The organism is Candidatus Omnitrophota bacterium (genome assembly GCA_016929445.1).
Lineage (GTDB): Bacteria > Omnitrophota > Gorgyraeia > JAFGIU01 > JAFGIU01 > JAFGIU01.
On sequence record JAFGIU010000041.1, the window covers coordinates 60,677 to 83,996 of the forward strand.

Below are 23,320 nucleotides of genomic sequence, written 5' to 3' on the forward strand. Positions count from 1 at the left end.
TCAATCCGCTCCGTTGGACAACTTTGTCAACGTTTCCACAATGTATCCGAAATCGCCGGCCTGCATCCGGTTGTGTAAAGGAAGCGCAAGGGTTTGCTGCGCGCATCGCAGTGCATTGGGGTAGTCTTCCGGATTGAAATGCAACTGATTGCGATAGTACCCGAGATCAGGAACGCATTGGGTGCCGGGGCGGGTGCTGATGCCGCGCTCTTGGAGTTTGGCCATGAGTTCGTTCCGGCTAAAAGGAGCATGGGTTTCGTTCACCGTGCAGATAAAGGATTGCCAGGCATGCCCGCAATCAGCGGGAATGCGGGGAGGCTCAAGCCAGGGGATAGCCCGGAGTTCCTCTATATAGTAGGCAGCCCAGCGCGCTCGATCCTGAATCATGGTGTCGAGCTTTTCGAGTTGTACAAGCCCGACAGCGCCTTGAAGATCCGTCATCCGGTAGTTGAATCCCAATAAGTTGAAGTCCGGCAGCAAATAAGGCTGCGGCCCTTGGTGGCGCTGCTCTTCCGAGATTTCGGCTCCGTGATTGCGGAGCTTGGCCACGCATTCGGCGAGCGCCTTATCATTCGTCGTGACCATGCCTCCCTCGCCGGTGGTAATCGACTTGCGCGGATGAAATGAAAACGCGGCGGCAGTTCCCAAACCCCCTGCGGGCCGGCCCTTGTAAGTGCTGCCCGTAGCGCAGGCCGCATCTTCCACCAAGGGAATACCTTGCGCGGCCTCAGCGATCGCATTCATGTCAGCGCAGAGACCGAAAAGATGGACCGGAATAATGGCTCTGGTCTTTGGGGTGATTGCTGCACTCAAAGACTTGGGGTCCAGGTTAAATGTATGAGGATCAATATCCACGAATACGGGCTTTGCTCCGCAGTAGAGCACGGCGTTGGAGGTTGCAACCCAGGTAAACGCGGGGACAATGACTTCATCCCCGGGGCCGATTTCCAGGGAGGCGAGGATCAAATGCAGGGCGGTGGTGCAGCTGCTTGCGGCGAGTCCGTAGCGCACATGGTGGCGCGAAGCGAAGGCCTGTTCAAACGCGGCGACTTTAGGGCCCTGGGTGATCCATCCCGACATCAAGGGTTCTTTGAGAGCCTGCCACTCTTCTTCGCCGGTGCAGGGTTGGGAAATTTGAATCGAGCGCAATTTATTCAAAGGGCCGCTCCTACTTTGTCCTTGTTACGCCATTCCACAAGCCGTTCAAGCCCTTGCTTGAGTCCGACCGATGCAGTGAACCCGAGTTCTTTTTGAGCCTTTTGCGGACACCCCACGCGGTTTTTTACAAAAGTCGGTCCGGCGGCCTCATACACAATCTTCTGCTTGGATCCCGTGATTTGCAGAAGCAGTTCAGCCAGTTCTTTGAGCGTGGTTTTCTTGCCCGTTCCTACGTTGTAAAAGGAATCCACGGTCTCGGACTTCATTGCGCAAAGGTTGGCCGCGGCACAATCCTGCACAGCCACAAAATCATAGGCCTGAGACCCGTCCCCGTAAAGAATAGGCGGCAGTCCCTCGTCCAAGCGATCCAGAATCCGCATGATCACCGAAACATAAGCGCCGTTATAATCCTGTCGCGGGCCAAACACGTTCATATAGCGCAGTCCCACATAGTCGAAGGCTGAGTCTGTTTTTTTGTAGCGATGATAGAGGGCGCGGGCCATGGCCTCGCCCGCAATCTTGGTGGCTCCGTAAAACGTGCGGTTGTTGAAAGGATGCCCCTCGGTCATGGGTTCGGCAACCGCGTCTCCGTATACAGAGGCGGATGAAGAATAGACAAGTCTTTTGACGGAATTCCTGGCGCAAGCCTCCAGCACGTTGAAGGTCCCTCTGATATTGACGTCAAAGGCGCTGCGGGGGTATTCCTCACAGTGCAGTAGCCAAAGCGCGGCAAAATGGAAGACGCCGTCCATCCGTTTCATGGCCGCATCCAAGAGCTCCGGGTGCAAAATGTCCCCGCCGTGCTCAAAGATCCGGGTGCGCGGGTCTTTGAGCGCTTGGCTGAGATTTTCTTTGGAGCCGCGGGCGAAGTTATCAAACACGCAGACTTCTTCCACATCCTCTTGGAGGAGTTGGTCTACGGTGTGGGAACCGATCAATCCGGCTCCTCCGATCACCAAAAATCGCTTTCCTTTTAGATCCATGGATTCGTCCCTGTCAGGCATGTCCAAATGCTTGTAGTCTAGCAGGTGTCAGGCACCGGTGCCAGGCACCGGTGCCTGACACCGTGAAACGGGCTCAGAAGAGGTTCACGAACAGGGCAAAGAGGGCGCCGGTCAGGGCGCCGTCGGCCAGGGCCCACAGGGATCCAAGCAGCAGGCCCCGGAAGGAGGGCCCAAAGCCCCGATAGATCCGCGAGAGGAGGCGTACCAGCTCCACGCCGGTGCCCCTTCGGGCCATGAGGCCCATCAAAAAGATGCACGATGACCAGGCCACGCCCACACTCAGGGCGCAGCGGGCCACATCCAAACGATGCAAGCGAACACACTCCTTTCAGCTTCCTTGAACTATCATAGCCCACTGGTTCCCGCAAGAGGAATATCAGATGCGCGCCGAAGCCAATGCCCGCCGCCTTTTCCTGGCGAGTATTCTCTACTTACCTGTGCTGTTGTGTGTGATGGTGTTGGATCGCGGGGGTCACGTCTAGAGAAGAACAGCGCGACCTTATAACGCAGATTCAAGGTCCAAGGCACTGTCTGCGTCCTGCTGAAGAGCCGGCACAACCATCAAGGCCCGGTCGGACCGGGCTGCGAGAGGATCGTAATCCTGCATCTGCGTTTCCTTGAAATTTGCCATGGCATGGCCCCAAGCAAATAGATTGTCCCAGAGTTCCTCATAGATGGGCTCAGCTACGTCCCACGTCTCTGCAGTTCTTGCATCCGCTAGGATAGAGAACAGTTGCCGTAGTCCGCTTTCGAAAACCTGCAAGATTTCGGATTTGGGCGCTTCATAGAGCGTGACCGTATCTTGGTGGTTCCCTTGCAACCCCAATTCTTCGGGAGTGAAAGAGGCGGGAGAATCGTAAAATACCAGATGCACATCTGTAGAGGGATTTGTGATGGCCCATGGATTTTGCCGCCACTCCTGCGCTTCCGTCCAGAGAACCTTCAGGGCCTGAGAAAAGAGGTCCGGATACTCATGTGTACGCATGTAGGACAGTGTTGTGAGTGAGTCCTGTGTGGCTGACCGGTAGAGTTGAGTAGCATTGTCGCCGTCAGAGAGATCCGCTGTCCTGAGATCGCCGGTATACATTCGTTGGTATTGATCGCCCAAGTGGTCTATTAGCACCTTTAGACTGAGTCCGGAAAGCTCTTCCAAGTGATCGAATTCGTCTGCCCGAGAATCGCCGAACCTCCCAGAAAGGGTCCAAAGGATGCGATGGCGGCGTTCGAGTTCCTTCCACTCCTCTTTGAATTGTTCGATCAACCCGTGCGCTGTTTGGGCGTTTTGGTCAAATAGCATCCTGCGCTGGATATTTTGCGCTCTGCGCTGTCTCAGAGCCGCGGTATTCTCCTGCTCCAAGGCATAGACAACGGCAAGATCCCTGCCGAGTTCTTCGAAGTCAAGGTCCTCAAAGGCACCGGCAGTTTCTTGATCTGCTTCGTTTAGCAGCGCTATGTGCATTTCCCATCTGTCCCAGATCTCGGCGGCTGTCTCGTTTAGACGCGGGTCTACGACCCCAAGGGGAAGGGCACTCCACCGCTGGAAAAAGAAGCCGAGGATCTTCAACTGGTTTCTGGCTGATGCTCTTCCGGATCTGTGGATTCCGGAAGGATTTTCCTGCATGCCCAGGCGTTCGAAGACCGTATTCCGGAATCGCTGAAGCTCCTGAAGCGCGTCAGGAATGGAGGGGTTATCGCCCGGTGCTCCAATTCGGAGCAGATCAGAAAGAAACATTGAAGCCATCCCGGCTGGGAAGTATTCACTCCCCATTGATTGCCGATCGTATTGATCTCCTTCCCGGATGTTTTGCGCTCTCCTTCTGAAATACTCCAGGCGTGTTGTGAGGTCCAGCCATGTTCCGATTTCATAGTCCGGTAAAGGAACGAGTAGGAACTGTGTACCGGTGTACCCGCCGCAAAATTCGGTGAACTCGTCTATTTCGCGTTTGAGCCGCGCCACTTCAGCCTCGGCACCGGCCAACCGGGTTTCAAAACGGGCAAGGCTCAGTTCCCGGTCCAGGTTCTGCATCTGGCGTATCACTCGGACGGAGTGGACTGTACCGGGGTCGGCCTCTAATTCGGATTGGATGTCCCTGTATTGACCCACAAGGTCTTCCCTCATGCGATTGAGATACTCGGGAGGCCAGGTGTCATCCGTGAATTGGGCAATTTGTTGCCGGAGTTCATGGAGTGCCACGAATCGCGCCTCAAGTTGCGCCAGCCAGGTTTGGAGATAGGAGCCTGTTCGAGTGGCTCTGTCGAGCGATTGGACACTGCGGGCGATGTCTTCCAGGTCTGTGCGTCCTTGATCCGGAGGAGCATTTCCTCTCCCGATTTGGTCTTCCAGCGAATTGATATTCTGTATTAGCTCTCTCAGTTGGGGATCGATGCTGCTTCGGCCGTCCTGATCCAATACCCGCCGGTTCTGCATATCATCTACTTGCGGGCGCACTGCATCCTGCAGGAACGCTGCCAGCTCGGATTGCAACGGATGCGGGACAAATACCCTGAGGGGCAGGTAGTTGTGCGGGTCTAAATTGCCCAAAGCGAAAAGGGCGTCCCGGATGTTGTAGATGCCGGGTAGAATATGACGCAGGTGGCCAGGAGCCAAATACGTTAAGACAAGCGTATCTGCCAGGATATCCGCCCGCACTGTTCTGTCATTACCTTCCACAGACTGCACTTGAATGCCGTCCAAGTTCTTGATTCTTGACTGCCAAAAGTCCATCTGCGGGTTTTCCGGTGCCTCCTCGCTGTAGCGGAAGAATAGCAGCAAGGCATTTCTGAGAGTCTGTCGCACTTCGGCTTCTGAAAGCCTGTTGTTCCCTAAGAAGACATCGGGCAATTCCGCCCGTGCAGCCAGACGCTCCGCGTACAGGATAGGAGCCAGGCGCAGTGCGCCCTGATTGAGTGGGGCCAAATAGTCCGGATGGATATCCAGAAGAAGGTGGGCATACAAGGCTTCCAGATCTTCACCGTCCAGCTCCGGAGCCAACAACTCTGTGAGTTCGTGAAAGACTGTTCGGCAAAAGCGTTCCGGTGTGATTTCCTCGAGCTGGCCGGGCCGGGTTTCAGAGGGCCATTGCCGGTTGATGTGAATCGTCCCGCGTTCGGCCACATGGCCGAGCATTCCATAACTGGGGCGGATTTGATACAGGCCGTTATCCAGAGGTGTTATAAGCAGCGGCGCGGGTTGATCGCTGTCCGGAGGCACCCGGTAAGCCTCGGTGAGTTGGAGTCCCTGCTCCGGGTTCCACTCCAGAATGTCGCGAATCAGGACCGGTATGTCCTCAGGCCCTTGAATTTGATAGGGAGTTGCCGGATCAATGAGATTGATTTGCCTGGGGAAGAGTTCCCCGCCTTGCTCTTCATAAAGATGGAGGAGTACCTCTTTTATCTCCGGGACAAGGCCGGGGATTTGCTCCAGCCAGTCCAGCAGGGGTTGAATTCCGAATCCGGCTTCCTGAGCCGATTGCACTGCTGGGTGGTCTTCCGGTTGGTTGGGATTCAGAGCATAAGCGACACGCAACCAGGCATCGATATGTCTCTCTTGATCGGCCTTGTCGGCGAGAATGCGTTCCCCGCTTTGGCGTTTGGCAAAGCCGGGTCCGTCTGTTGCAGTCATTTCCCGTTGATTGTCGGGTATTCCCGGGATATTGCTGAGCCATGCACGCACTTGGCTCAGGCCGGGATCTGTGGCGGACTCAGGGGATGCCGCGCTGCCGGGTCCGAGCAGAAGACCGTTAATTTCCTTGATCAGAGCAGGATCATTACGCGCCAGTTGATTAGCCCAGTCCAAATTGCGGAGTTGATGGCCTTCTCTTGCTGCGGTCATCAACAGGACGAGGGTACAGTATGAGTGGGTGGAACGGTCGGTTTCCACCACTTCCCTGAGAAGCTTCTCCATGTGCTGTGCTTGAGCCAGGCCGAGTATGGTGCTGAAGGTTTGTCGGCTGGTGGCCCAGTTGCGCAGAGTATTGAGGTCCTGAATCTTGCCCTCGAAGCTCGCAATGGTAGCGAGTTGGTGCGTGTGTTCAGACGCAAAGGAGGGGGGCGCAGCGCTGAAAATCAGCACTTGTGCCAGGATCAGGCCCAGGGCCCTAAACCAGGGGGTTTTTCTGAGTAGGTGCATGGGTTTTTGGATAAAAAGACTGTAACCCTCTTCACAATAATAAGTTACGCATCCATGGCTGGGCACTTGGATCCGTGTATTATAATGGGGAAGTATACCACAAGAAGAGATAAAAATAAAGAACTTATCAAACTTTTTAATTATAAGACTGGTCCACAAGAAGACCTAAAGCTGAGTGCGCTGAAGATCCGCTTCGAATTCGGCCAGGATTTGGGACAGGGCCTCTTTCCATCCCTCGACCAGGGCAGGGGCTGAAGGCCGGACCAGCGGAATATTCTTGAGGTAGCGTTTTTGTATCAGGGGTTCCAGGGCATTCCCCTGTCTCTTGAGCATCAGGAGTCCCAGTTCCAGCACTGCAATGGGTTGTTCCTTCTTTGAAAAATCCCCGTAGAGCGCAAGGATGTCCCCCTCCAGATAGTGGGTCTCGTTCATATAGCTGTTTGCGTCCACCACATGTTCGAAGAGTCCGGAATTTGCCAACCAAAGATGGACTTGTTCGGCGATGAGCGCATTGGGAGAGACGAGAAATTCGCTGTAGTAGTCACCGGAATAAGTCACGGGGCTTACCTTGTAAAGAAATGTCGATTTCTTGAACCGGGGTGAGATGGTGAAGTAACGTGTTTTGAGAACGCTTCCGGGAACGGCAGTTTCCCTGGGCGCATTGCGCAAGAGATCCAAGCCGTATTGGGTCTGTATGCTGGGGGGTCTGCCGGTACTAATGCAGCCGGCAAGCACCGGAATAGCGACAACTATGAGCGCGCGCAGAAGTGCGGAGGGAAGTCGATTACTCATCTTCTACCACCTTTGGTCTTTGTGGTGGGCCGCCGAAAAGAACCTGCGCAGGATGGGCGTGGAGTTTTTCGACGAGTTCTTTGATTTCCTCGCTGGTCATGCGCAGGTTGTTGGACAATTCTTCGAGATTGAGCTGTTGGCTGGTCATCATGCGGTCCAGGCGCGCGAGAACGCGATTGAGATTTTGCATGGTTTCGGGCATGTCCTTTGCTGCCTCACGGACATTGCGCATGGCAGGCGCTAAGTCATTTTTGAAGCTGTCACTCAATTCATCGAAGGTCTCTGAGAGCCGGCTCATGGTGCTTGCCGCCGAAGGGATGTAGAGTGCCGTCGGCACCCAATCGATCTCCATGGCCGGATGGCGTTGTGGATCCATGTAATCAATTTCCAAATAGGCGAGTCCCGTGATGCCTTCGGGAGCCAACCGGGCGCGCAGGCCCTGCTCGACATTACGTTGGATCAGCCTCCGCATTTCGGAAATGGGGCGATGCCCGAAAAAATTTTCCTCTGTGGAAAAGCGAATGACCACAAAATGACCGAATTTCGCAAACCCCGGATCGTCTTCGTCTTTGTGATATGTGTTTCGCACAAAGGTGATTTCATCGATTTTGCCGATGTTCACGCCGCGGTGCTTGACCGGGGAACCGACAGCCAGCCCTTGCACGGATTCGTCCAAATAGGTCTCGACCGAATACCTTTCCTGGAAAACCGTTCCTGCGCCCAGATAAACCAAGCTCATCAGTCCGAGGGTGATCCCGATGATCACAAAGAGACCGATTTTAAAATAATTGGCTCGCTTGGCCATCAGTTGAGTTCCTCACCCGACGGGGAGCGGTTGAAGAACTGCCGCACCCAGGTGTTGTCCGAATGGTCCCGGAGTTGCTCCGGGGAGCCCTCGGCAACGAGCGTCTGTTTGTTTTTGTCCAGCATGACGACACGGTCCGCAATGGCATAAATGCTTGGTAATTCATGACTGACCACCACAAAAGTGATCCCTAAGGTGCGTGAAAGCTTCAGAATCAGTTCGTCCAGATCCGCCGAGGTAATGGGATCCAATCCCGCCGAGGGTTCATCCAGAAATAAGATCTCCGGTTCCAGGGGCATGGCCCGCGCAATGGCGGCGCGTTTTTTCATGCCGCCGCTGACTTCAGCAGGCATGTGTTTTGAAAACGCATCCAGGCCTACGAGGCGCAGCTTCATCATCGCAATCAGGTTTTGGGCCTTAGGAGGCAGGTCCGTGAATATTTCCAAGGGCAGCCGAACGTTTTCCAACAGATTCATCGAGCCGAAGAGTGCTCCGTTTTGATACATAACACCTATGCTCATGAGTAGTCTCTTCCGGTCCTCTCCTTCGGCTGAGCCGATATTTTGGCCGTGGACCAGGATCTCCCCTGAAAAGGGTTTGTACAGGCCGATCATGTGTTTGAGGAGAACGCTTTTGCCGCTGCCCGAGGCGCCCAGAATGACGAGGATCTCGCCGCGGCGGACGTCAAAGGAGACATCCTTCAGGATGATTTCGTCTCCAAAGCCTGTCGTTAGATTCCGGACTTCCACAATGGACTGCTTTTCTTCAACCATTAATCAAATCCCCAAGTAGTAATAGACCACAGAGAGCACGCCGTCGGCAACCGCGATCAGGATGATGCCGCTGACGACCGCTCGTGTGGTGGAGACGCCGACTGCGCTGGCGCCCAGGCGAGTCTCTAAGCCGCGCAGGCAGCCGGCGCTGGCCACCAAAACGGCAAACACGAGCGCCTTGATGAGCCCTCCCCAGAGATCCGAGGCCTTGAGCATGGCGCTGAGTTGGTTGACATAGGTGATGAAGGGGTAGCCCATGGACAGGAAAACGACAAGGCCGCCGATGAGACCCGCGACATTCGCAAAGAGGGTGAGCAGGGGCATCATGACCACAGCGGCAATGACGCGCGGCAGGACCAGGAAACGCAGGGAGTCCACGCCCATGGTGTTGAGCGCGTCGACCTCTTCGTTGATTTTCATGGTGCCGATTTCCGCGGCAAAGGCAGAGCCGGAGCGGCCGGCGAGGACCACGGCAGTCATGAGCGGGCCGAGCTCGCGCAGCATGGCCAGTCCCACGAGATTGGGCAAGAAGACATCTGCTCCGAATTGCTTCATGGGGATGGCCGACTGGAAGGCCATGATCAGTCCCATCAGGAAACCGATAAGGCACACGATGGGCAATGCGTTGACCCCGACTTGTTCTGCCACCAGCCAGGCGTCTTTCCATCGCACTTGGCGGGGGTGGCGAAATGCCCAAACCACAGCCATTGCGAGTTCTCCCACAAAGGCCACTTGGCTGCGGATATCGGACAGCCCGTTCAGGACGATTTCCCCGATTTCTTCGGGGATATTCACAGGATGGTGCACGCTTTCGGGGATACTTCTGAATTCTCCGGCAGGAAAGAGCTCAAAGAGGGCCTTGTATTCCTTGCGCAAGCCTTCGACATGGAATTCGTGCTGAGCGAGGGACTGGTGCCGGCACCAGTGCACGAGCAGCGCAATCCCGTGGCCGTCACAGGATTGAAGACCTTTGGCGTCTACCTCCAAACGAGGGATGGGATTCTTTAGCAGGGTATCTGCCGTGCGCCACAGCCCGGGGACCGTAGAGGTATCCAGTGCCCCTTCCAGGACAAAGCGCAGACCTCCCTGTGGGAGTTCCTCTGTGCGCAATCCGGGGCTGAGGGTAGCGAACTTAGATCTGGGCATGGGTTAAAGGGCAAAAAAGCTTTTGACGTGTTCGCAGCCCCTCCATGAACGGGAGGCCGCCGCCGTCAGGGAGCATGGGATCGAGAATGAGGAGTTTGGGATCAAAGTCGCGGAGTTTTTCCACCAGGACTTTTTCAGCCACTTGGTACCCTCCTTCACGAGTCCAGAATAAAAAGACATTATAGCAGAGCTGCCCCGCATCAGACTGACATCCCCGTGGAAACTGGGATGCACTCGAACGAGAACTTCGCCAGCACCAAGCTGAACACCGTGGTAAAATGAGCGGATTATGTCGCGGCTGGAATTGTTAAAAACGATAATCCGTGAGGTGACGGCAACCCGCACTTTGACCCGTGAGCCAGAGCCCACCATGGTCATGAACGAGCCGGCGCAAGTTGAGGCTTATGTCGCGGCCGGCCGCCGGCGCGGGACCCTGGGGACGTCCTATCTTTTTCATGCCGCGCGCATCTCCCAGGTCATTCAGGGTGCCAAGAATGTGGTTGATTTCGCCTGTGGCCCCGCCACTTTGCTGGCCGAAGTCGCGGCTCTCAACCCGCATATCACTTTCTTGGGGGCCGATCTTTCAGAAAACATGCTTCGCCACGCGCAGTCCCATGTGGAGTCCCTGGGCCTGTCCAATGTCCGCTTTGCCTTAGAGGACATCACTGCCCTTCCCGGCCTCGCGGACCACTCCGCGGATGCGGTCATCAGCACCATGTCCCTGCACCAGCTGCCGAGTCGCGATCATCTGCGCGCCTGTTTTGAGCAGGTCACGCGCGTGCTCCGTCCCGGAGGCGCTGTCTACCTGGCGGATTTCGGATTGGTCAAATCCCTGCAGACGGTGACTTTTATGAGTCAAATGGATGCTCCCAACCAGCCTGGGCATGTGACCGAAGATTATGAGCGTTCGCTTCGCGCTGCGTTTCAGCTGGAAGACTTCAAGCATTTGGCTGAGGAGACTTTACCGGCTCATGTGCGCGTGTACACGACCTTTGCCGTCCCCTTCATGGTGGTCATCAAGACCCGGGATCATGCATTGCCGCGGAAAACCAGACGTCGCTTGGCGTACATGCGCAGCCGGCTTGAGCCGCGCTATTGCCGCGAGTTGGATGACCTGCGGAGATCTTTTTCTCTAGGGGGATTGAGGAACGACCCGTTCCGATTTGGCTAGTTCTACCTTGTAATTCGCCTTGAGCTCCTCCACATCGAGGTTTTTCAGCGCCTGGCCGGCAAGACTGGCATAGAGCGCAGGGATGACGATCATGCCCACAATGCCGAAGAGGACACCGGCGAGCGCCACGCCGTTGCCGCGGAGTTTCGTGGGATCCGCTTTGATTCCGATGTAGGCGACGGTGCCCAGCGCCACGGCCAGGCATCCCGCCAAAACTCCGATGACCGGAATAAAGAAGAGCGAACCACAGAGGATACTGAAGACAGCCGGTTTGGAGATTTGTTTCGGAGAATTCATTACTTCTTTCAATTTACGGATTCATGCGCGGAAGATCAAGGTTTTTCGAGTTGTTTGAGCAATAAAAGATTCCGGCGCGCATCCGCAAAGTCCGGGTTTATTTCCAAAGCGCGCAAAAAATAGGGCTCAGCTTCATCCAATCGCCCCTGTTGCCCGAGCACCGCGCCGATATTGTTGTTTACATCCGCATAAGTGGGATCGAGGCGAAGGGCCTCGAACAAATAGGGAAGGGCCTCGTCCAAGCGGCCTTGGGCGCTGAGGACAGAACCGTAATTGTACTGCGCATGCGGATTGAGAGGCCGTTTTGTGACTGTGTCCTTCCAGATGGCCTCAGCGCTGCGGTAATCCCGGTTGCGGTCGAGTGTCAGAATCGTCAGCGGGATACAAAGCAGCAAGACCGCGGTCCAAAAGGCTTTGCGTTGTGCAAAATAGTCCAGTGCCAGCACGACTCCCGTAATGAGTGCCACACTAGGCAGGTACATCCGGTGCTCGGCCGCCAAGTCGGCAATGGGGACAAAGCTCGATGAAGGGGCCAGCAGACCGAAAAACCAAAATCCCAAGAAGGCCGCAGGGTGCCGGCGAAGGAGTCCGAAAATTGTCAGAGCGAGCAGGATCAGGATTGCAATCGCGTAGGGCAGGATTTCAGCAGTGGTTTTTGCCACTGGCCAGGCATAGTCAAAGACCAGGGGACTGGGCCAAATTACTAGGCGTATGTAGTGCAAGATCACCGCAGGTTGGGAAGCCGCATAGTCCAGGGCATTGAGCTCCGCCATGCCGAATCCATAGCCGGGATGGGCCGCTTCAGGCGACATCCACATCAACAAAAGCATCGGGGCCCAAGTGGCGCACAATCCAAGATAGAGGGCCCGGCGTTTGTTCCAAAGTTCCTTCCAGGATTCTGCAAGAAAGAGCCGGTCGTACACCAGCGCCATCACCGGGGCAGTGACCATAATGCGTTTGGTCAACATGCCGAGGCCGCAAAAGACGATCGCAGCCCACATCCAGGCGCGAGAGCCGGGCGACTTGGCGCTGCGGGCGACTGAGTACAGAGTCAGCACATAGAAAAGAGCCATCATGCACTCGGCGCGCTGAATGATATAGGTGACGCTTTGCGTGAGCAACGGGTGCACGATCCACAGAAGCGCGATTGCCAGAGCCAGGTCTGCGGCCCGCTCATTGAGGCGAGCGAGCCGCGGCAGACCGAAGACCGACCGGAGCCAAACAAAAAGGGCCCACCCCACACCGGTGTGCACCGCCCAATTCAGGATGTGGTACCCTCGCGGAGAAAATTCGTTTATTGCGTAATTTATTGCTAATGAGAGACTTACAACCGGCCTCCAGGCTTCGGGCGCGCTGGGCGGAGGCAGCAGTGTGACCCACGGAGGCCAGAGTTGGCGGATATAGGGATTGTCCAGAATCGAGGGGCCGTCATCAAAAAGAAAGGGCACATGAAAGCTGTGGGCATAGGCGATCAGGGAGGCGCCGAGTAACAGCAAGAAAGGTGCGAGCTTACGTAGCGACAAATTCATAAATCAGGAAGAGGTGGGGTGGAAGCCGGAATGGCAGCGCGGTTGTGTGCCGCAGCTCAAAGCCGGCCTGGGAAATTGCCGGCTTGAGGCGGTGAATGTCCGTGACATGGTAGTCGCCCTTGTCTCCGAAGCCTGCGACCCACCGGCCGATTTTATAAACCCAATTTTCAGTGGGGCCGGAGACCAAGAGCCGCCCGCCCGCTTTGAGCCTGGAGCGAAAGGATTGCAAATAGGGTTCCAAAGGACTGATGTGCTCCAGGACATCGGCTGCCACAATCACATCCAAGCTGCGTTCCGGGATCTGGGAGAGCTCCGAAACGAATTCGACTCTCAATCCGCGTTGCTCACACAGGCATTGCGCATATTGAGGGAATAAATCCAACGCATACACCTTGTCCGCATTGGCGCACAAGGTGGGCAAGAAGATTCCGCTGCCGCATCCGAATTCCAAAACGGCCGTGTCTTTGCCAAAGCCACCGATGCGATCGATGGCTCTATAGCGCTCCCACATGAGCCATCGGATCAAGGGATTCGCGTGCGTGTGAGAGGGGATGGCCATCTCGTCTTTGTCGTGCTCGGAGATGCCGAGGTCCTGGGAAACAAGTTCAAGGATTTCCTGCTTGGAAATTTTTTGAAGCATAAGTGCGCGGGCCCTAGCCTTTTCGCCGTGGGGCGGAAACTTTTAAGCGGACAATGGCGCGCGCGCCCCTTCCGCCCTCGCGGTTGACCACCTCCACCTGGCCCTCATGCAGTTCCACGATATTGCGCGTGACCGAGAGCCCCAGCCCGGTGGCCTGCCCTGTGGGTTTGGTCGTGAAAAAGGGATCAAAAATGCGCGGCAGGTTTTCTTCGGAGATGCCGGGTCCAGAGTCCTCAATCTCCACCAGGACAACCTGCTCGCCCGGCGCAAAGCGGTTGCGGCGCCAGCCCACCGCTGCTTGTTCGCTTTCACTCGCCTCTTTGGCATAAGTGCGAATACTCAGCGTGCCTTGAGGGGGAGTGACTTGGAAAGCATTCATGAGCAAATTGACCAGGGCTTGATCGATCTTGAGCGTGTCCACCCGGACGGGCGGCAGGCCCTCCCCAAGCTCCTGTACCAGACTGATATTCTTTTCGGAGAGGCGGCGTTCCACCATGGACAGCGAACGCTGGACCAGGGAGTTGACCTCCTCGGTGCTGAATTCCAAATTCTGAGTCACGGAGAAGTCCAGCATGCCTTTGACAATATCGTTGGCGCGATGGGCCGCTTCCTCAATATCCTGCAGCACATTGGTGCAATCCTCAGGCATGGTCTGCACATTCTTGTTGAGATATTGCACGCCCGGGAGGATGGTGCCGAGCGGATTACGCACCTCGCTTGCAATCTGGGCGGCGATACGCCCTGCAGATTGATATTTCTCCGACTCGATTAATTGAAGCTGGGCCGAAGCGAGCTCCCGGTTGGCGTCACGCAAGTCACTGACGGTTTGCTGCAGCACGGTTTCCCGCCAGGCCAGTTGCTCATTGGCTTGGCGCAGAGCCGTCTGTGCCCGTTCGCGCTCGGCCAGCTCCACATGCAGTTGGGCATTCGAAGTTTCCAGGTCGTCCGAGAGGCGCTTCATTTCATTGTTGGCCTCCACCAGATCCTCGATGATTTGCACGAGAATGCCGCGGCCAAAGACCAAACCGAGCAGGGCAATGATAATGCCCATCAGGAAATAGACGCCGCTCAGGCCTTCGAGGGCCTGCACGGTGAAAAACTTGACGGTAATGAGATAACAGCAGATCAGGAGCGGAATGACACTCATCAAACCGAAGGCCGCGTTGAAGCGGCTCAGGACTTGAGTGGCCCATGCGGGCATATTTCTGGATGGCATTGGGTACTCCTCAGTTGGAGTCCATTATAATCGGTGTCAGGCACCGGTGCCAGGCACCGGTGCCTGGCACCATGCTATAATGCGCGCAGATTGGGGCACCGGCATAAAGATGGAGAACATAGACTATGAACATTGAGCTTTCTAAAATTTTGCAATTGCAGTGCTTAGGGAATTCCGTTCAATCCTACCTCATCTCTGTCTTCAGCCTGATCGGCATTCTGATTTTCCTCTATTTTATCAAGGTGGTTCTCCTCAATAAGATCAAGGCCCTGGCAGAGCGCACTTCCAGTGATTTCGACGACTTTCTTGTGGGTCTCATATCCCAGATACGCTGGCATCTCTACTTTATTGTGGCTATTTATTTTGGAACACGGAATCTGGTCTTGAACCCGGCGCTGGACCGCATCCTCGCCATCTTGCTGGTGGTCTTTGTCAGCTTTCGGGCCGTTCGTATTCTGCAGTCTTGTATCGGCTACGGGATGGAGAAATGGTTGGGTAAAACACCAGAGAATGCGCTTGACGCCAAGGCCTCGGCCCAGTTTCTGGGCGTTCTTATCAACGGGGCTCTTTGGGTTGCGGCCGTGCTTTTTATCATGAGCAACTTGGGTATTAATGTGACCTCGTTTATAGCCGGTTTGGGGATCGGGGGTATTGCTGTTGCCCTTGCCGCACAAGCGATTTTGGGCGATGCTTTCAGCGCCATTTCCATCCATGTGGACAAACCTTTCCGTGTGGGCGACTTCATTATTGTGGACGATTTACTCGGTGTGGTGGAGCATGTGGGGCTCAAGACGACGCGCGTGCAAAGCCTGCACGGCGAAGGACTTGTGTTCCCCAACAGTGATCTCACCAGTTCCCGTATCCGCAACTTCAAAAGGATGCGGGAGCGCCGCATTGCCTTTAGTGTTGGAGCCACCTACCAGACGACTCTGGAACAGCTCAAGAAAATTCCTCCGATGGCGGCCGAGATTCTTGAGGGGATAGAAGAGGCGCACCTGGACCGTTGCCACTTCAAGGAATTCGGTAATTTCAGCTTGAATTTCGAAATCGTCTACTACGTTCACTCCCCGGACTACAACGTCTATATGAACGTCCAGCAGAAGATCAACTGGGCCCTCAAGGAAGGCTTTGAGCGCGAGGGCATTGAGTTCGCGTATCCCACCCAGACGCTGTTCTTAGAAAAAACCGCAGCCTAATTCTAGGGACGGTTCTCGCTATCACATTGCTGCCATTGCAATTATGTGAGAACCGTCCCTGATAATTTATGACACCCGGGAATCGCCGAAGCCTCCGTCATTACGGGGCGCAGCCGAAGCAATCTTTGTCCTGCCCTCCACACAGGTTGCCGCGGGCTTCGCCCCCGCAATGACACCGAGTTCAGCCCGCCCCCCCAAGGAGGGGACGGACCTCTCGTAACCTACAGTGGGGCAAAGAGTAGGCGAGAACCGTCCCTGATTGTTAAAGTTATCCACAGATTATCAATGTTGTAAGCTCTTGCAAATAAATATATTAAAAGAGTCACCCTCAAACTATTCATGTTAATTAATCTTTGGAAGACTCTTGAAGAAGTATTGTCCCAGTGATATACTCCCTTTACCTATATATAGGGCTCTCACGAATTCGGGGAATCTCGGGGTCTTCATGCCAATCAGCCAATTCAGACGCAAATTTTGGGTACGGGTTATTGCACTCTGTGTGGCAGAGGTCTTTCTGTTCACGAGTGCGGATTTCTCCTTTGCTGCGCCCGCGCCCGAATCGTCATTGCGAGCGCTGGCGAAGCAATCTGACGCGATGGCGTCATCCCGAGGGCATAGCCCGTGGGGATCTATGTCCCACCGTAAACTCGCCACTAAAGCCACCTTTGAAAAGGGTATTCGGGACGCATGGGACCAGGAGTTCTTCGAGCAGGGGGGAATGGCGAAGGTTTTAAGGACCTATTCGAGTCTGTCCCAACAACCGGGCTTCGAAGACTGGGCTCAACTTGCCACAAGTGACCCGGATGCTTTCTACACACTGCTGATGATGATTGGAGCTTCCGATAGCCCGGTGCTGGACACGCCGGTCAGGCAACAAGTGGAGCAGGATCCTCCGTTAATGGCGCGGGTCTCTGAAGCCTTCACCGCAATGCAGGATCACGGTTTAAACTTGGCCCCGAAAGTCCGAAGGGATATAAGCTCCTGGATCAGAAAAGCGGAATCTGACGCAGGGCCGTCGGTCATCAAAGGCGGTGAGATCATTACGCAGTCCAACATTCAAGAAACGCGTCCGCGTCTCACTTGGAAAGAGCGACTGGCAGAGGGCTGGAGACAGGCCCCTTTGCCGGTTCGTATTTTGGTTTACTTGGGAATGGGTCTGGCCGGAGGCGGAATCCTCACGGCGACGTTCCTAGGAGGCGGAGGTCTTTCTCTCTATGTTTTGGGGTATCTGGTGCAGTGGTCTGCAGTCATTTCCACAGCTGTGGCTTTTGTGGACTCCTGGTGGAGACGTGGGGTGTTCGATGAGCCGGAGTCCCATCCAAGCCCAGAGCTAAACGGCCACACTGTTGTCTTCTCAGCCAGTGTAGACTTCAGTAACCTTGAAATGCTGGATAAGTTCAATCGCGCCCTCGAGGCAGAGGGTGACTCCAGACGGAAGTACACTGAATATGAGCTGGAGCTTCGTGCCAGGATTGCTGCCCTTGCAAAGCAGTTGATTGAGGTTATCGCAACAACAGAGTTGCTACAGCTTCAAGACGGAATGATACGGGACCTATACATCAGCATTGGAGAGGCACTGAAGAATGCGGTGGATTCAGCGATTGTTCGCTCCGAAAGCGAAGAATGGAACTCCTCCGAAAGCATGAAGGTCGATGTAGAGATTCTTGCCAGCCCAACCGAGATACGAATCGAAGTGACGGACAATGGGACTGGATTTGACCATATGCCGAACTGGCGCGATCGCATCGCAGACTTCTTCCCCAGGACAAATACGCGGGCCATGAGGCGGCTCAGACAGAAGGGCAAGTCCACTTTGGGTGGCGTTGGACTAGGAATTACGACGCTCATGCAAGATCGATATGAGGTGGGTCGGCGCACCACGTTCGAAAATGTTACTGATACAGAGGGCCGAGTGACCGGCGCCAAGGTTTCCCTAATCTATCCGATCACAGCATCTCCCCCCCACAACCTCGGTACTGAGGGGACGTACAACGCGGAATTCCATGAGCTGGCCAATGGGCTGTTGGAGCGTCTGTGGAGTGACGAGAGCACTCAGCCCATCGAAGTGATCATCGAGAATATAGGCGGTGTTGTCCGTATCGGCGGCCGCTCCGGAATCCCAGACGTGATCAAAGGCAAGTTGGAGCGATTCTACAGGGCGCATCCAGAGGCGCTCCCGGAGGAAGGGGTGTCCTTTTATGTGTATCTGTATGCAGGCATTCAAAAGCCCGAGGGATATGGAGAGAATCGTTATGCATTGATCGACAGGGACGGAGAGGAGCTATACATCCACGCCGGCACTACGGGAGGCAATGTGGATGGTCAATACGTGCACGCAGCCCACATGACTGTGGAGCTTTTTGAGGCGATGTCCTTTGAGACTCTGAACCAAGTCATGCCGCACGAGTTCGGGGATGCGGATAGCCGTGTTTCATCCAGACGCCTCTCCCCGTCACAACCCGTTCTTGGGGAGGTATTCGAAGAGAGCCGCCAAGGCCGGCTGCTGGAGCGCATTTTCCGCGACATCCGGCTGGCTGAGGCAGAAGAGTTCGATTTGCGGAGGGTGGCCGAAGAACTGCAGGAAGAGTTTCCGCAGATGGCGCTTCTGCAGGATCCGGAAACCGCATCTTTGCTTGCCTGCGCCAGATGGCAGGGCGGCGCCTATCCTCTTGCCGGGCATTGGAGAGAGCCGGTCCTGCGGCTTATGTCCGCAAGCCATTTTGATGGAGCTACCCAAGCCTTGACTTGGACCGAAGCGGTATATGTCTGGCTCATTGCCCTGGGTGTGCCTCCGCAGCAGATCGGCGGCATCGTCCTTCTGGAAGATACTCCCTCAATCTATACGATGCTCGGGAATGCGGCGGCCAAACTGGTGGGCTCCGGGGAGACACTAAACGGCAGGAACGGGAAAGCAGTTCCGGTGCTGGAATTCGTCTGGCGATACGCTCGGGATCTTTTGCCCCGTCCCCGGGCGTTGCGTCTGGGACAGGCGCTTCAAGACAGAGAGCAGTTGCTTGAAGAAACATGGGCAGCCGCCTTGGAGAGAATCGCCGGTATTTCTGTGATGGATCCCGGTAGAGAGATGGCCGCAGAGTCCTACGAAGTGCCGCGGTACTCGGAAGACGATCTGCTTAAAGCGTTACGGACTCTTACAGACCGGGACCTGGAGGTGGCCCGGCTTCTTGCTCTAAATATTGAGCCTCAGAGGGCCAACCAAGTGCTCAATCTTGGGCTCTCCAGGTATTCCGCCGGAAACTTTCCTTCGGATATTTACCGAAAGCTGAGGCAACTCGGATTTCCTGTTACCAACACAATGGAACTTGCAGTCTTGATGGATCAACTGGACCGGTTCCTTGCCGAGCAGGGGGGATTTGCCGCGCGCGCCAAAGCTCTGTTGCGGCTGGCTGAACAGGACAAGTCGATTCTAAATGCGCTTGCAGAGGGCCTCACCAATGCTGAAATTGCCCAAAGGGAGGGCATGCCGGAAGACGCGGTCCGATCCGCGCTCATGAGGATCCGCAGAGAACTGGGCATGCAGGGCGCAACGCGCTCGGAACTGGCATTCTTAATGCCGGATTCAGGCACGTCTTACGAGCAAGCCCACGCTGCATGGAGTTCTTTGGGCGACCGGGAGAAGGCAGTGGCTCTGCTGGCCGGTTCAGGGCTTAGCGCCCGGGAGATTGCTACCAGCTTGAATTTAAAGGCGGCTACTGTTCGCAATTACCTTAGCGAAATCTACGCGAAACTCACTGAAATGGGCTATCGAGTGGGAAACCTGATTCAGCTTAGTGTCTTCATGCATCCTCTTGAGGCATCTGGAGAGGCCAGTTTATCCCCGGCCCGGGATCTCAGTTCCACAGAAGACGGCCGCGGCATGGATCCGGCCGATCACCAGCCAAAGCTGGACGCCTATTTGGCGTGGGTGTATGAGCAAGCAATACCGGACGCAGAGTGGAGGCCTGGAGAGATTGAGGAGCACCCGCCGTACACGGGCCGCTCCCCGCCTCCGGAGGTCAAAGCTGCGAAAGACGTGCATCTTCAGCAGGGCGAAACCGAAGTGTATGGTGAAAACGTCTTTAACGGCGCTCTCGAACACCTCCGCAATCTAGGCTTGAACGACGGCTTTATAGAGGAAGGCTTGCGGCCTCTGCTGGGCCTCGAACTGGGCGGGGCCAAGGACGAAACCCACCAACCCATTGCCTTTATCCTGAATGAACAAGGCAAAGAACAGCCGCCCATCGAGGGCATCCAAGCCCATCCCGGCGGCCACTCCATCCACCTCTTTGCCTACAAATCCGACGGCACGCTCCGGACCCAAGAGGAACTCTCCTTCATCCTCGCTCATGAGTTCCTGGCGCGGCTGGGAAGGCCGGGAAGCACCGGGGAGATGGACTACGAAGGTTTGTTTGACATGCTCCTCGAGGTGGCGTCAGAAAAACCGCTGCCTGCTGACCCTCCCGAGACGCCTGTCCCTTCGTGCCTTTTTGATGAGGCTGTTTTCCAAGAGATCACGTTTCATCAGAAGACCTTGCTTGAATCGACTTCTCTAGATCGTGAACCCATCCAGTTCTTCTGTGCTTCCCCCCAGGACATATCCCCGGCAATTTACACGAATCTGCGGATGTTCGATCAATTGAGTGCTGAATTGGAGGTTATCGAAAAGTCTGTTGTGCTCGTTCCCTTGGGGATTGATGGGTATTCCAAGGTCTTCACAGACGAAATCTATTGGTGCACGGGTGCGGGTATCGGCCCCTTTAGAATCGGGAATGCCGAATATATTCTGCTGCTGCACGGAAAGAGAGTATGGGGGGATCACAGCGGCCTGGAAAAACGCAGGTCCGACTACGTTCCGGAATCCTTGGAGGCAATTTTAAGATGGTTGGACACCAAGGGGGCCGAATTCACGGGGGTTTTTGCGGGAGTTCTAGGCGGCGGATTCCACCCCATGGATCGGAGTGTCGCCACCGAGACGGCCAAGGTGCTGGAGAGATGGGGCATGCAAGTCAGTGATATGGGAATAGGCGGATACCTGCCTCTACGGTTGGAGTTTGATCTTGAAGGCAATGCATGGCAGGTGCAGCAGAGGATGTCCCCGGAACTGCAAAGAGAATTCAACGTGTTTAACGTGCAAGATCTTGCCCCAAGTTACCAAAGCGCGCTATATGCCACGCTGGGCATGTGGGCCTGGAATCATCCGGAGGCAGCTCCTGGGGATGGCAAGGTGGTCCGATTCTCGGACGAGCCTAGCGCGATTGCAGACACTATCGATCTGCATTTGCCGCTGTCGCCGGCGGCCTATGGCTCGGTTGAGGTATTCCAAAAATGCCTTATCTACAGTCTTCTCCGGGTCAAGCTTCCTAACTTGAGCCTGCCCGAGCTGCGGTGGGAGCGAAGCGACTCGAAATGGTCTTTTAATTCGGAAGAATTGTCACGGATAGACCCCTTCCTGGAGTTCATCGAGGATTCCAGATCCGCCTATCACCGGTATGGGAGATCCCTGCTGCCGTTCGCACCGCTCTTGACGGAGCAAGGCGTCGATGTCCGCTTGTCCGACTCGGGACTTCCCTACTTGTATGGGGAGGGCGGGCACCCCGGAGACTATCGTAGCAAGGAGAAGCTGCTCGAATTGAGGTTGTACAGCGCCTATGGAATTTCCGAAGCCGACTACGTAAGCGTGATTTTGGGCCGTCTTGAAGCGACGCGCCCAGGGGTGGTTCGCGGACTTTCCGCAACGCAAGTAGATCTGCTGCGCCGTGAGGTGGCAAGGTTGCGCGGCATCCGGTCCTGGTCCGACGTGCTGAGTTACGAAGAGATGGAAGACAGAGCGACGAGGGATTTTGCCGCCAAGAAGAAACAGAGCGCGGAGGCTTGGTCCCCGCGCGTGGCCGGTCGAGTCGATCCGGACCGGGATCTCTTTGCCGTCTCCTCGGATGGGGTGCCGGGATGGGAGCAAAACAAAGCCTCGATTGTGGCCTCGGTGCACGGATTGGAGATTGACGCGCAGGGACGTGTGCCTCTGGCGGAATCCGAGGCCGGCCGGCGTGTCCTGCAAATCCAGGAGCATCTCGTGGAGCAGGGCGAGCCCCCGGGCAGTTGGAGCAGGCTGGGAACCGAATCGTTCAGCAAATCGATGCGGGAGTTCATGGACTGGGCCGGAATCGAGCCGGACCGTATGCCTGAAGTTTACACGGGGCACGTGGACTGGTTGCGCGTGAAGGATGCGGGCCCCTTACTGGGCACGATTCTCCTCGACTTCCTTCCGGAGCAGCGCCGGAAACAGAGCGACGTGATTGTGGGGTTGAGGGACCAGGTGCAGGAAGGCCGCTTGCCGGAACTCAGACAGGAGCTTCTTGAGAGCGGATTGCCCTATGCCCTTTTTTCCGTCACGTTTGAAGGAAAGATCTTTCTCCGCGAGAGCGCTCTGGAATGGATGCTTTCGGAACCAGAATTGTGGCCCTGGCTCAAGGCGCTCTTGCTGGCGGCCACCGAGGTATCGGCTGAGCGCCGGACAGAAATGCTGACGGATTTCAGCCACTTCCTCAACGAGATCGTTGCGCATGAAGTCAATGACTTCGGTAGTCCGGGCTGGGGTTACGGGGAGCCGCAGGCCTACGGCCCGCTCCTTAGCCAAACCAAAGGCCATCCTCTGGACATTTCCCAGGCAGCTCTTGAGCCTTGGCCCACGGAGGACGCGCCGGACGGTTTGTGGGTGGTGAAGGCATCCTTCTCCGCCCAGCGATTGACGGATTGCGTGCGCGCCGGTGTCACCAATCTTTTGGAAATACTTGCCGTTGACCGGGAGATCGCCCTGCCCTTTGCTTCCGTGAGTCCGGTTTCGGGGGAGACGGATGCCATGTTTAACGGCGCACCTTTAGGAGTGAGTCTTCGTTATCCTGCTCCGGACTGCCGGGGATGGTATGCAAGAGATATTGCGTCCGGAACCTCCGGCAAAGCATACGAAAAGATGGCAAGACTGCGTGCTGCCAACCGGAACGAGCGTTTGGATACTGGTGGGGATCCCCGCGAGCTGGAGCTGGCGCTGCGGGATCCGGCCTTTGACGCGGCCGGCAATCCTGTGGTTAAAGAGGGTTTGCTGTATACGCCGCGGGCCGAGGCCAACGGCCTGGTGATTGCGGCCACAGCATGGAAGGAAGGGGAGATCCTGGGCAATGCCTATTACGAAAAACTGCTGATTGCCGCCTACCGGGCCGGGTGGCCGATCCTCTTGCTTCCCGGATTGAGTATCGACCGTTGGCAGTGGTACGAAGCCGCGAAGAACATACGCGCCTATCTCGCGGGCGTAACGGATATCCAGCCCGGGCAGCAACAGTACGCAGAGAAAGAAGATCTGAGATGGGTTGACGGAATCCTCGTGGAGCCTGTGGGTCGGGCTGAGATCGAGGGCGCGGCGGCGGAGCTCGAGGCGATAGACCACTCCGCTGAGGTATGGGCACGGAACGGGGC

The 23,320-nt window shown here is 55.9% G+C and carries 16 protein-coding genes; 3 read left to right on the top strand and 13 right to left on the bottom strand.

Translation table 11 applies throughout. The annotated features are described in order from the left end of the window. The 9 genes from JW937_03670 to JW937_03710 all read right to left on the bottom strand — a co-directional run bounded on the left by JW937_03670 (window position 1) and on the right by JW937_03710 (window position 9,949). Window positions 1-1,158, bottom strand: coding sequence for a DegT/DnrJ/EryC1/StrS family aminotransferase (locus JW937_03670; protein ID MBN1586512.1), 1,158 nt, complete (start codon window positions 1,156-1,158; stop codon window positions 1-3). Beyond that, a complete protein-coding gene (locus JW937_03675) occupies window positions 1,155-2,141 on the bottom strand; it encodes an NAD-dependent epimerase/dehydratase family protein (GenBank protein MBN1586513.1) in 987 nt (328 codons plus the stop codon). Before JW937_03675 ends, JW937_03670 begins: the two co-directional genes overlap by 4 nt. A gap of 94 nt (window positions 2,142-2,235) precedes the next feature. Next, window positions 2,236-2,475 (bottom strand): membrane-associated protein, encoded by a 240-nt coding sequence (locus JW937_03680; GenBank protein ID MBN1586514.1) that lies wholly within the window; start codon window positions 2,473-2,475, stop codon window positions 2,236-2,238. Between the two features lie 186 nt (window positions 2,476-2,661). Beyond that, complete coding sequence (locus JW937_03685) at window positions 2,662-6,291, bottom strand: hypothetical protein (protein ID MBN1586515.1); 3,630 nt, start codon at window positions 6,289-6,291, stop codon at window positions 2,662-2,664. 165 nt (window positions 6,292-6,456) lie between these two features. Beyond that, window positions 6,457-7,083, bottom strand: a complete 627-nt coding sequence (locus tag JW937_03690) for a hypothetical protein (protein MBN1586516.1) — start codon at window positions 7,081-7,083, stop codon at window positions 6,457-6,459. Further along, window positions 7,076-7,888, bottom strand: a complete 813-nt coding sequence (locus tag JW937_03695) for an MCE family protein (protein ID MBN1586517.1) — start codon at window positions 7,886-7,888, stop codon at window positions 7,076-7,078. The genes JW937_03690 and JW937_03695 overlap by 8 nt, the downstream gene beginning before the upstream one ends. After that, window positions 7,888-8,661, bottom strand: coding sequence for an ATP-binding cassette domain-containing protein (locus JW937_03700; protein ID MBN1586518.1), 774 nt, complete (start codon window positions 8,659-8,661; stop codon window positions 7,888-7,890). The genes JW937_03695 and JW937_03700 overlap by 1 nt, the downstream gene beginning before the upstream one ends. Before the next feature lie 3 nt (window positions 8,662-8,664). After that, on the bottom strand, window positions 8,665-9,807 hold the full coding sequence (locus tag JW937_03705) for an MlaE family lipid ABC transporter permease subunit (GenBank protein MBN1586519.1): 1,143 nt from the start codon (window positions 9,805-9,807) through the stop codon (window positions 8,665-8,667). After that, the gene (locus tag JW937_03710; GenBank protein MBN1586520.1) at window positions 9,794-9,949 is read right to left on the bottom strand and encodes a hypothetical protein; all 156 of its coding nucleotides are present in this window, start codon (window positions 9,947-9,949) and stop codon (window positions 9,794-9,796) included. Before JW937_03710 ends, JW937_03705 begins: the two co-directional genes overlap by 14 nt. Window positions 9,950-10,135: 186 nt before the next feature. Between JW937_03710 and JW937_03715 the strand changes: the two genes are divergently transcribed. Beyond that, window positions 10,136-10,978, top strand: coding sequence for a class I SAM-dependent methyltransferase (locus JW937_03715; GenBank protein MBN1586521.1), 843 nt, complete (start codon window positions 10,136-10,138; stop codon window positions 10,976-10,978). Here JW937_03715 and JW937_03720 read toward each other — a convergent pair. The 4 genes from JW937_03720 to JW937_03735 are packed head-to-tail and all read right to left on the bottom strand — an operon-like array spanning window position 10,940 to window position 14,660. Next, window positions 10,940-11,275, bottom strand: a complete 336-nt coding sequence (locus JW937_03720; protein ID MBN1586522.1) for a hypothetical protein — start codon at window positions 11,273-11,275, stop codon at window positions 10,940-10,942. The genes JW937_03715 and JW937_03720 overlap by 39 nt on opposite strands. A 35-nt stretch (window positions 11,276-11,310) precedes the next feature. Continuing rightward, window positions 11,311-12,798: a tetratricopeptide repeat protein gene (locus JW937_03725; GenBank protein MBN1586523.1), complete on the bottom strand. Its 1,488-nt coding sequence runs from the start codon at window positions 12,796-12,798 to the stop codon at window positions 11,311-11,313. Then, window positions 12,785-13,444 carry a class I SAM-dependent methyltransferase gene (locus tag JW937_03730; protein ID MBN1586524.1) on the bottom strand — a complete coding sequence of 220 codons (660 nt, stop codon included), beginning with the start codon at window positions 13,442-13,444 and terminating at the stop codon, window positions 12,785-12,787. The genes JW937_03725 and JW937_03730 overlap by 14 nt, the downstream gene beginning before the upstream one ends. Window positions 13,445-13,457: 13 nt before the next feature. After that, window positions 13,458-14,660, bottom strand: coding sequence for a hypothetical protein (locus JW937_03735; GenBank protein MBN1586525.1), 1,203 nt, complete (start codon window positions 14,658-14,660; stop codon window positions 13,458-13,460). A gap of 125 nt (window positions 14,661-14,785) precedes the next feature. Here JW937_03735 and JW937_03740 point away from each other — a divergent pair, with 125 nt between their 5' ends. Both JW937_03740 and JW937_03745 read left to right on the top strand, forming a co-directional pair. Next, window positions 14,786-15,856, top strand: coding sequence for a mechanosensitive ion channel family protein (locus JW937_03740; protein ID MBN1586526.1), 1,071 nt, complete (start codon window positions 14,786-14,788; stop codon window positions 15,854-15,856). A gap of 3,478 nt (window positions 15,857-19,334) precedes the next feature. Next, window positions 19,335-23,320, top strand: a 3,986-nt coding sequence (locus JW937_03745) for a helix-turn-helix transcriptional regulator (GenBank protein MBN1586527.1), incomplete at its 3' end; no start/stop codon positions are given.

Bases quoted from the DNA above. Each gene is read 5' to 3' on its own strand.
- JW937_03740 (MBN1586526.1), top strand. From the start codon at position 14,786: ATGAACATTGAGCTTTCTAAAATTTTGCAATTGCAGTGCTTAGGGAAT.
- JW937_03700 (MBN1586518.1), bottom strand. From the start codon at position 8,661: ATGGTTGAAGAAAAGCAGTCCATTGTGGAAGTCCGGAATCTAACGACA.
- JW937_03695 (MBN1586517.1), bottom strand. From the start codon at position 7,888: ATGGCCAAGCGAGCCAATTATTTTAAAATCGGTCTCTTTGTGATCATC.
- JW937_03720 (MBN1586522.1), bottom strand. From the start codon at position 11,275: ATGAATTCTCCGAAACAAATCTCCAAACCGGCTGTCTTCAGTATCCTC.
- JW937_03675 (MBN1586513.1), bottom strand. From the start codon at position 2,141: ATGGATCTAAAAGGAAAGCGATTTTTGGTGATCGGAGGAGCCGGATTG.
- JW937_03690 (MBN1586516.1), bottom strand. From the start codon at position 7,083: ATGAGTAATCGACTTCCCTCCGCACTTCTGCGCGCGCTCATAGTTGTC.
- JW937_03705 (MBN1586519.1), bottom strand. From the start codon at position 9,807: ATGCCCAGATCTAAGTTCGCTACCCTCAGCCCCGGATTGCGCACAGAG.
- JW937_03730 (MBN1586524.1), bottom strand. From the start codon at position 13,444: ATGCTTCAAAAAATTTCCAAGCAGGAAATCCTTGAACTTGTTTCCCAG.
- JW937_03735 (MBN1586525.1), bottom strand. From the start codon at position 14,660: ATGCCATCCAGAAATATGCCCGCATGGGCCACTCAAGTCCTGAGCCGC.
- JW937_03685 (MBN1586515.1), bottom strand. From the start codon at position 6,291: ATGCACCTACTCAGAAAAACCCCCTGGTTTAGGGCCCTGGGCCTGATC.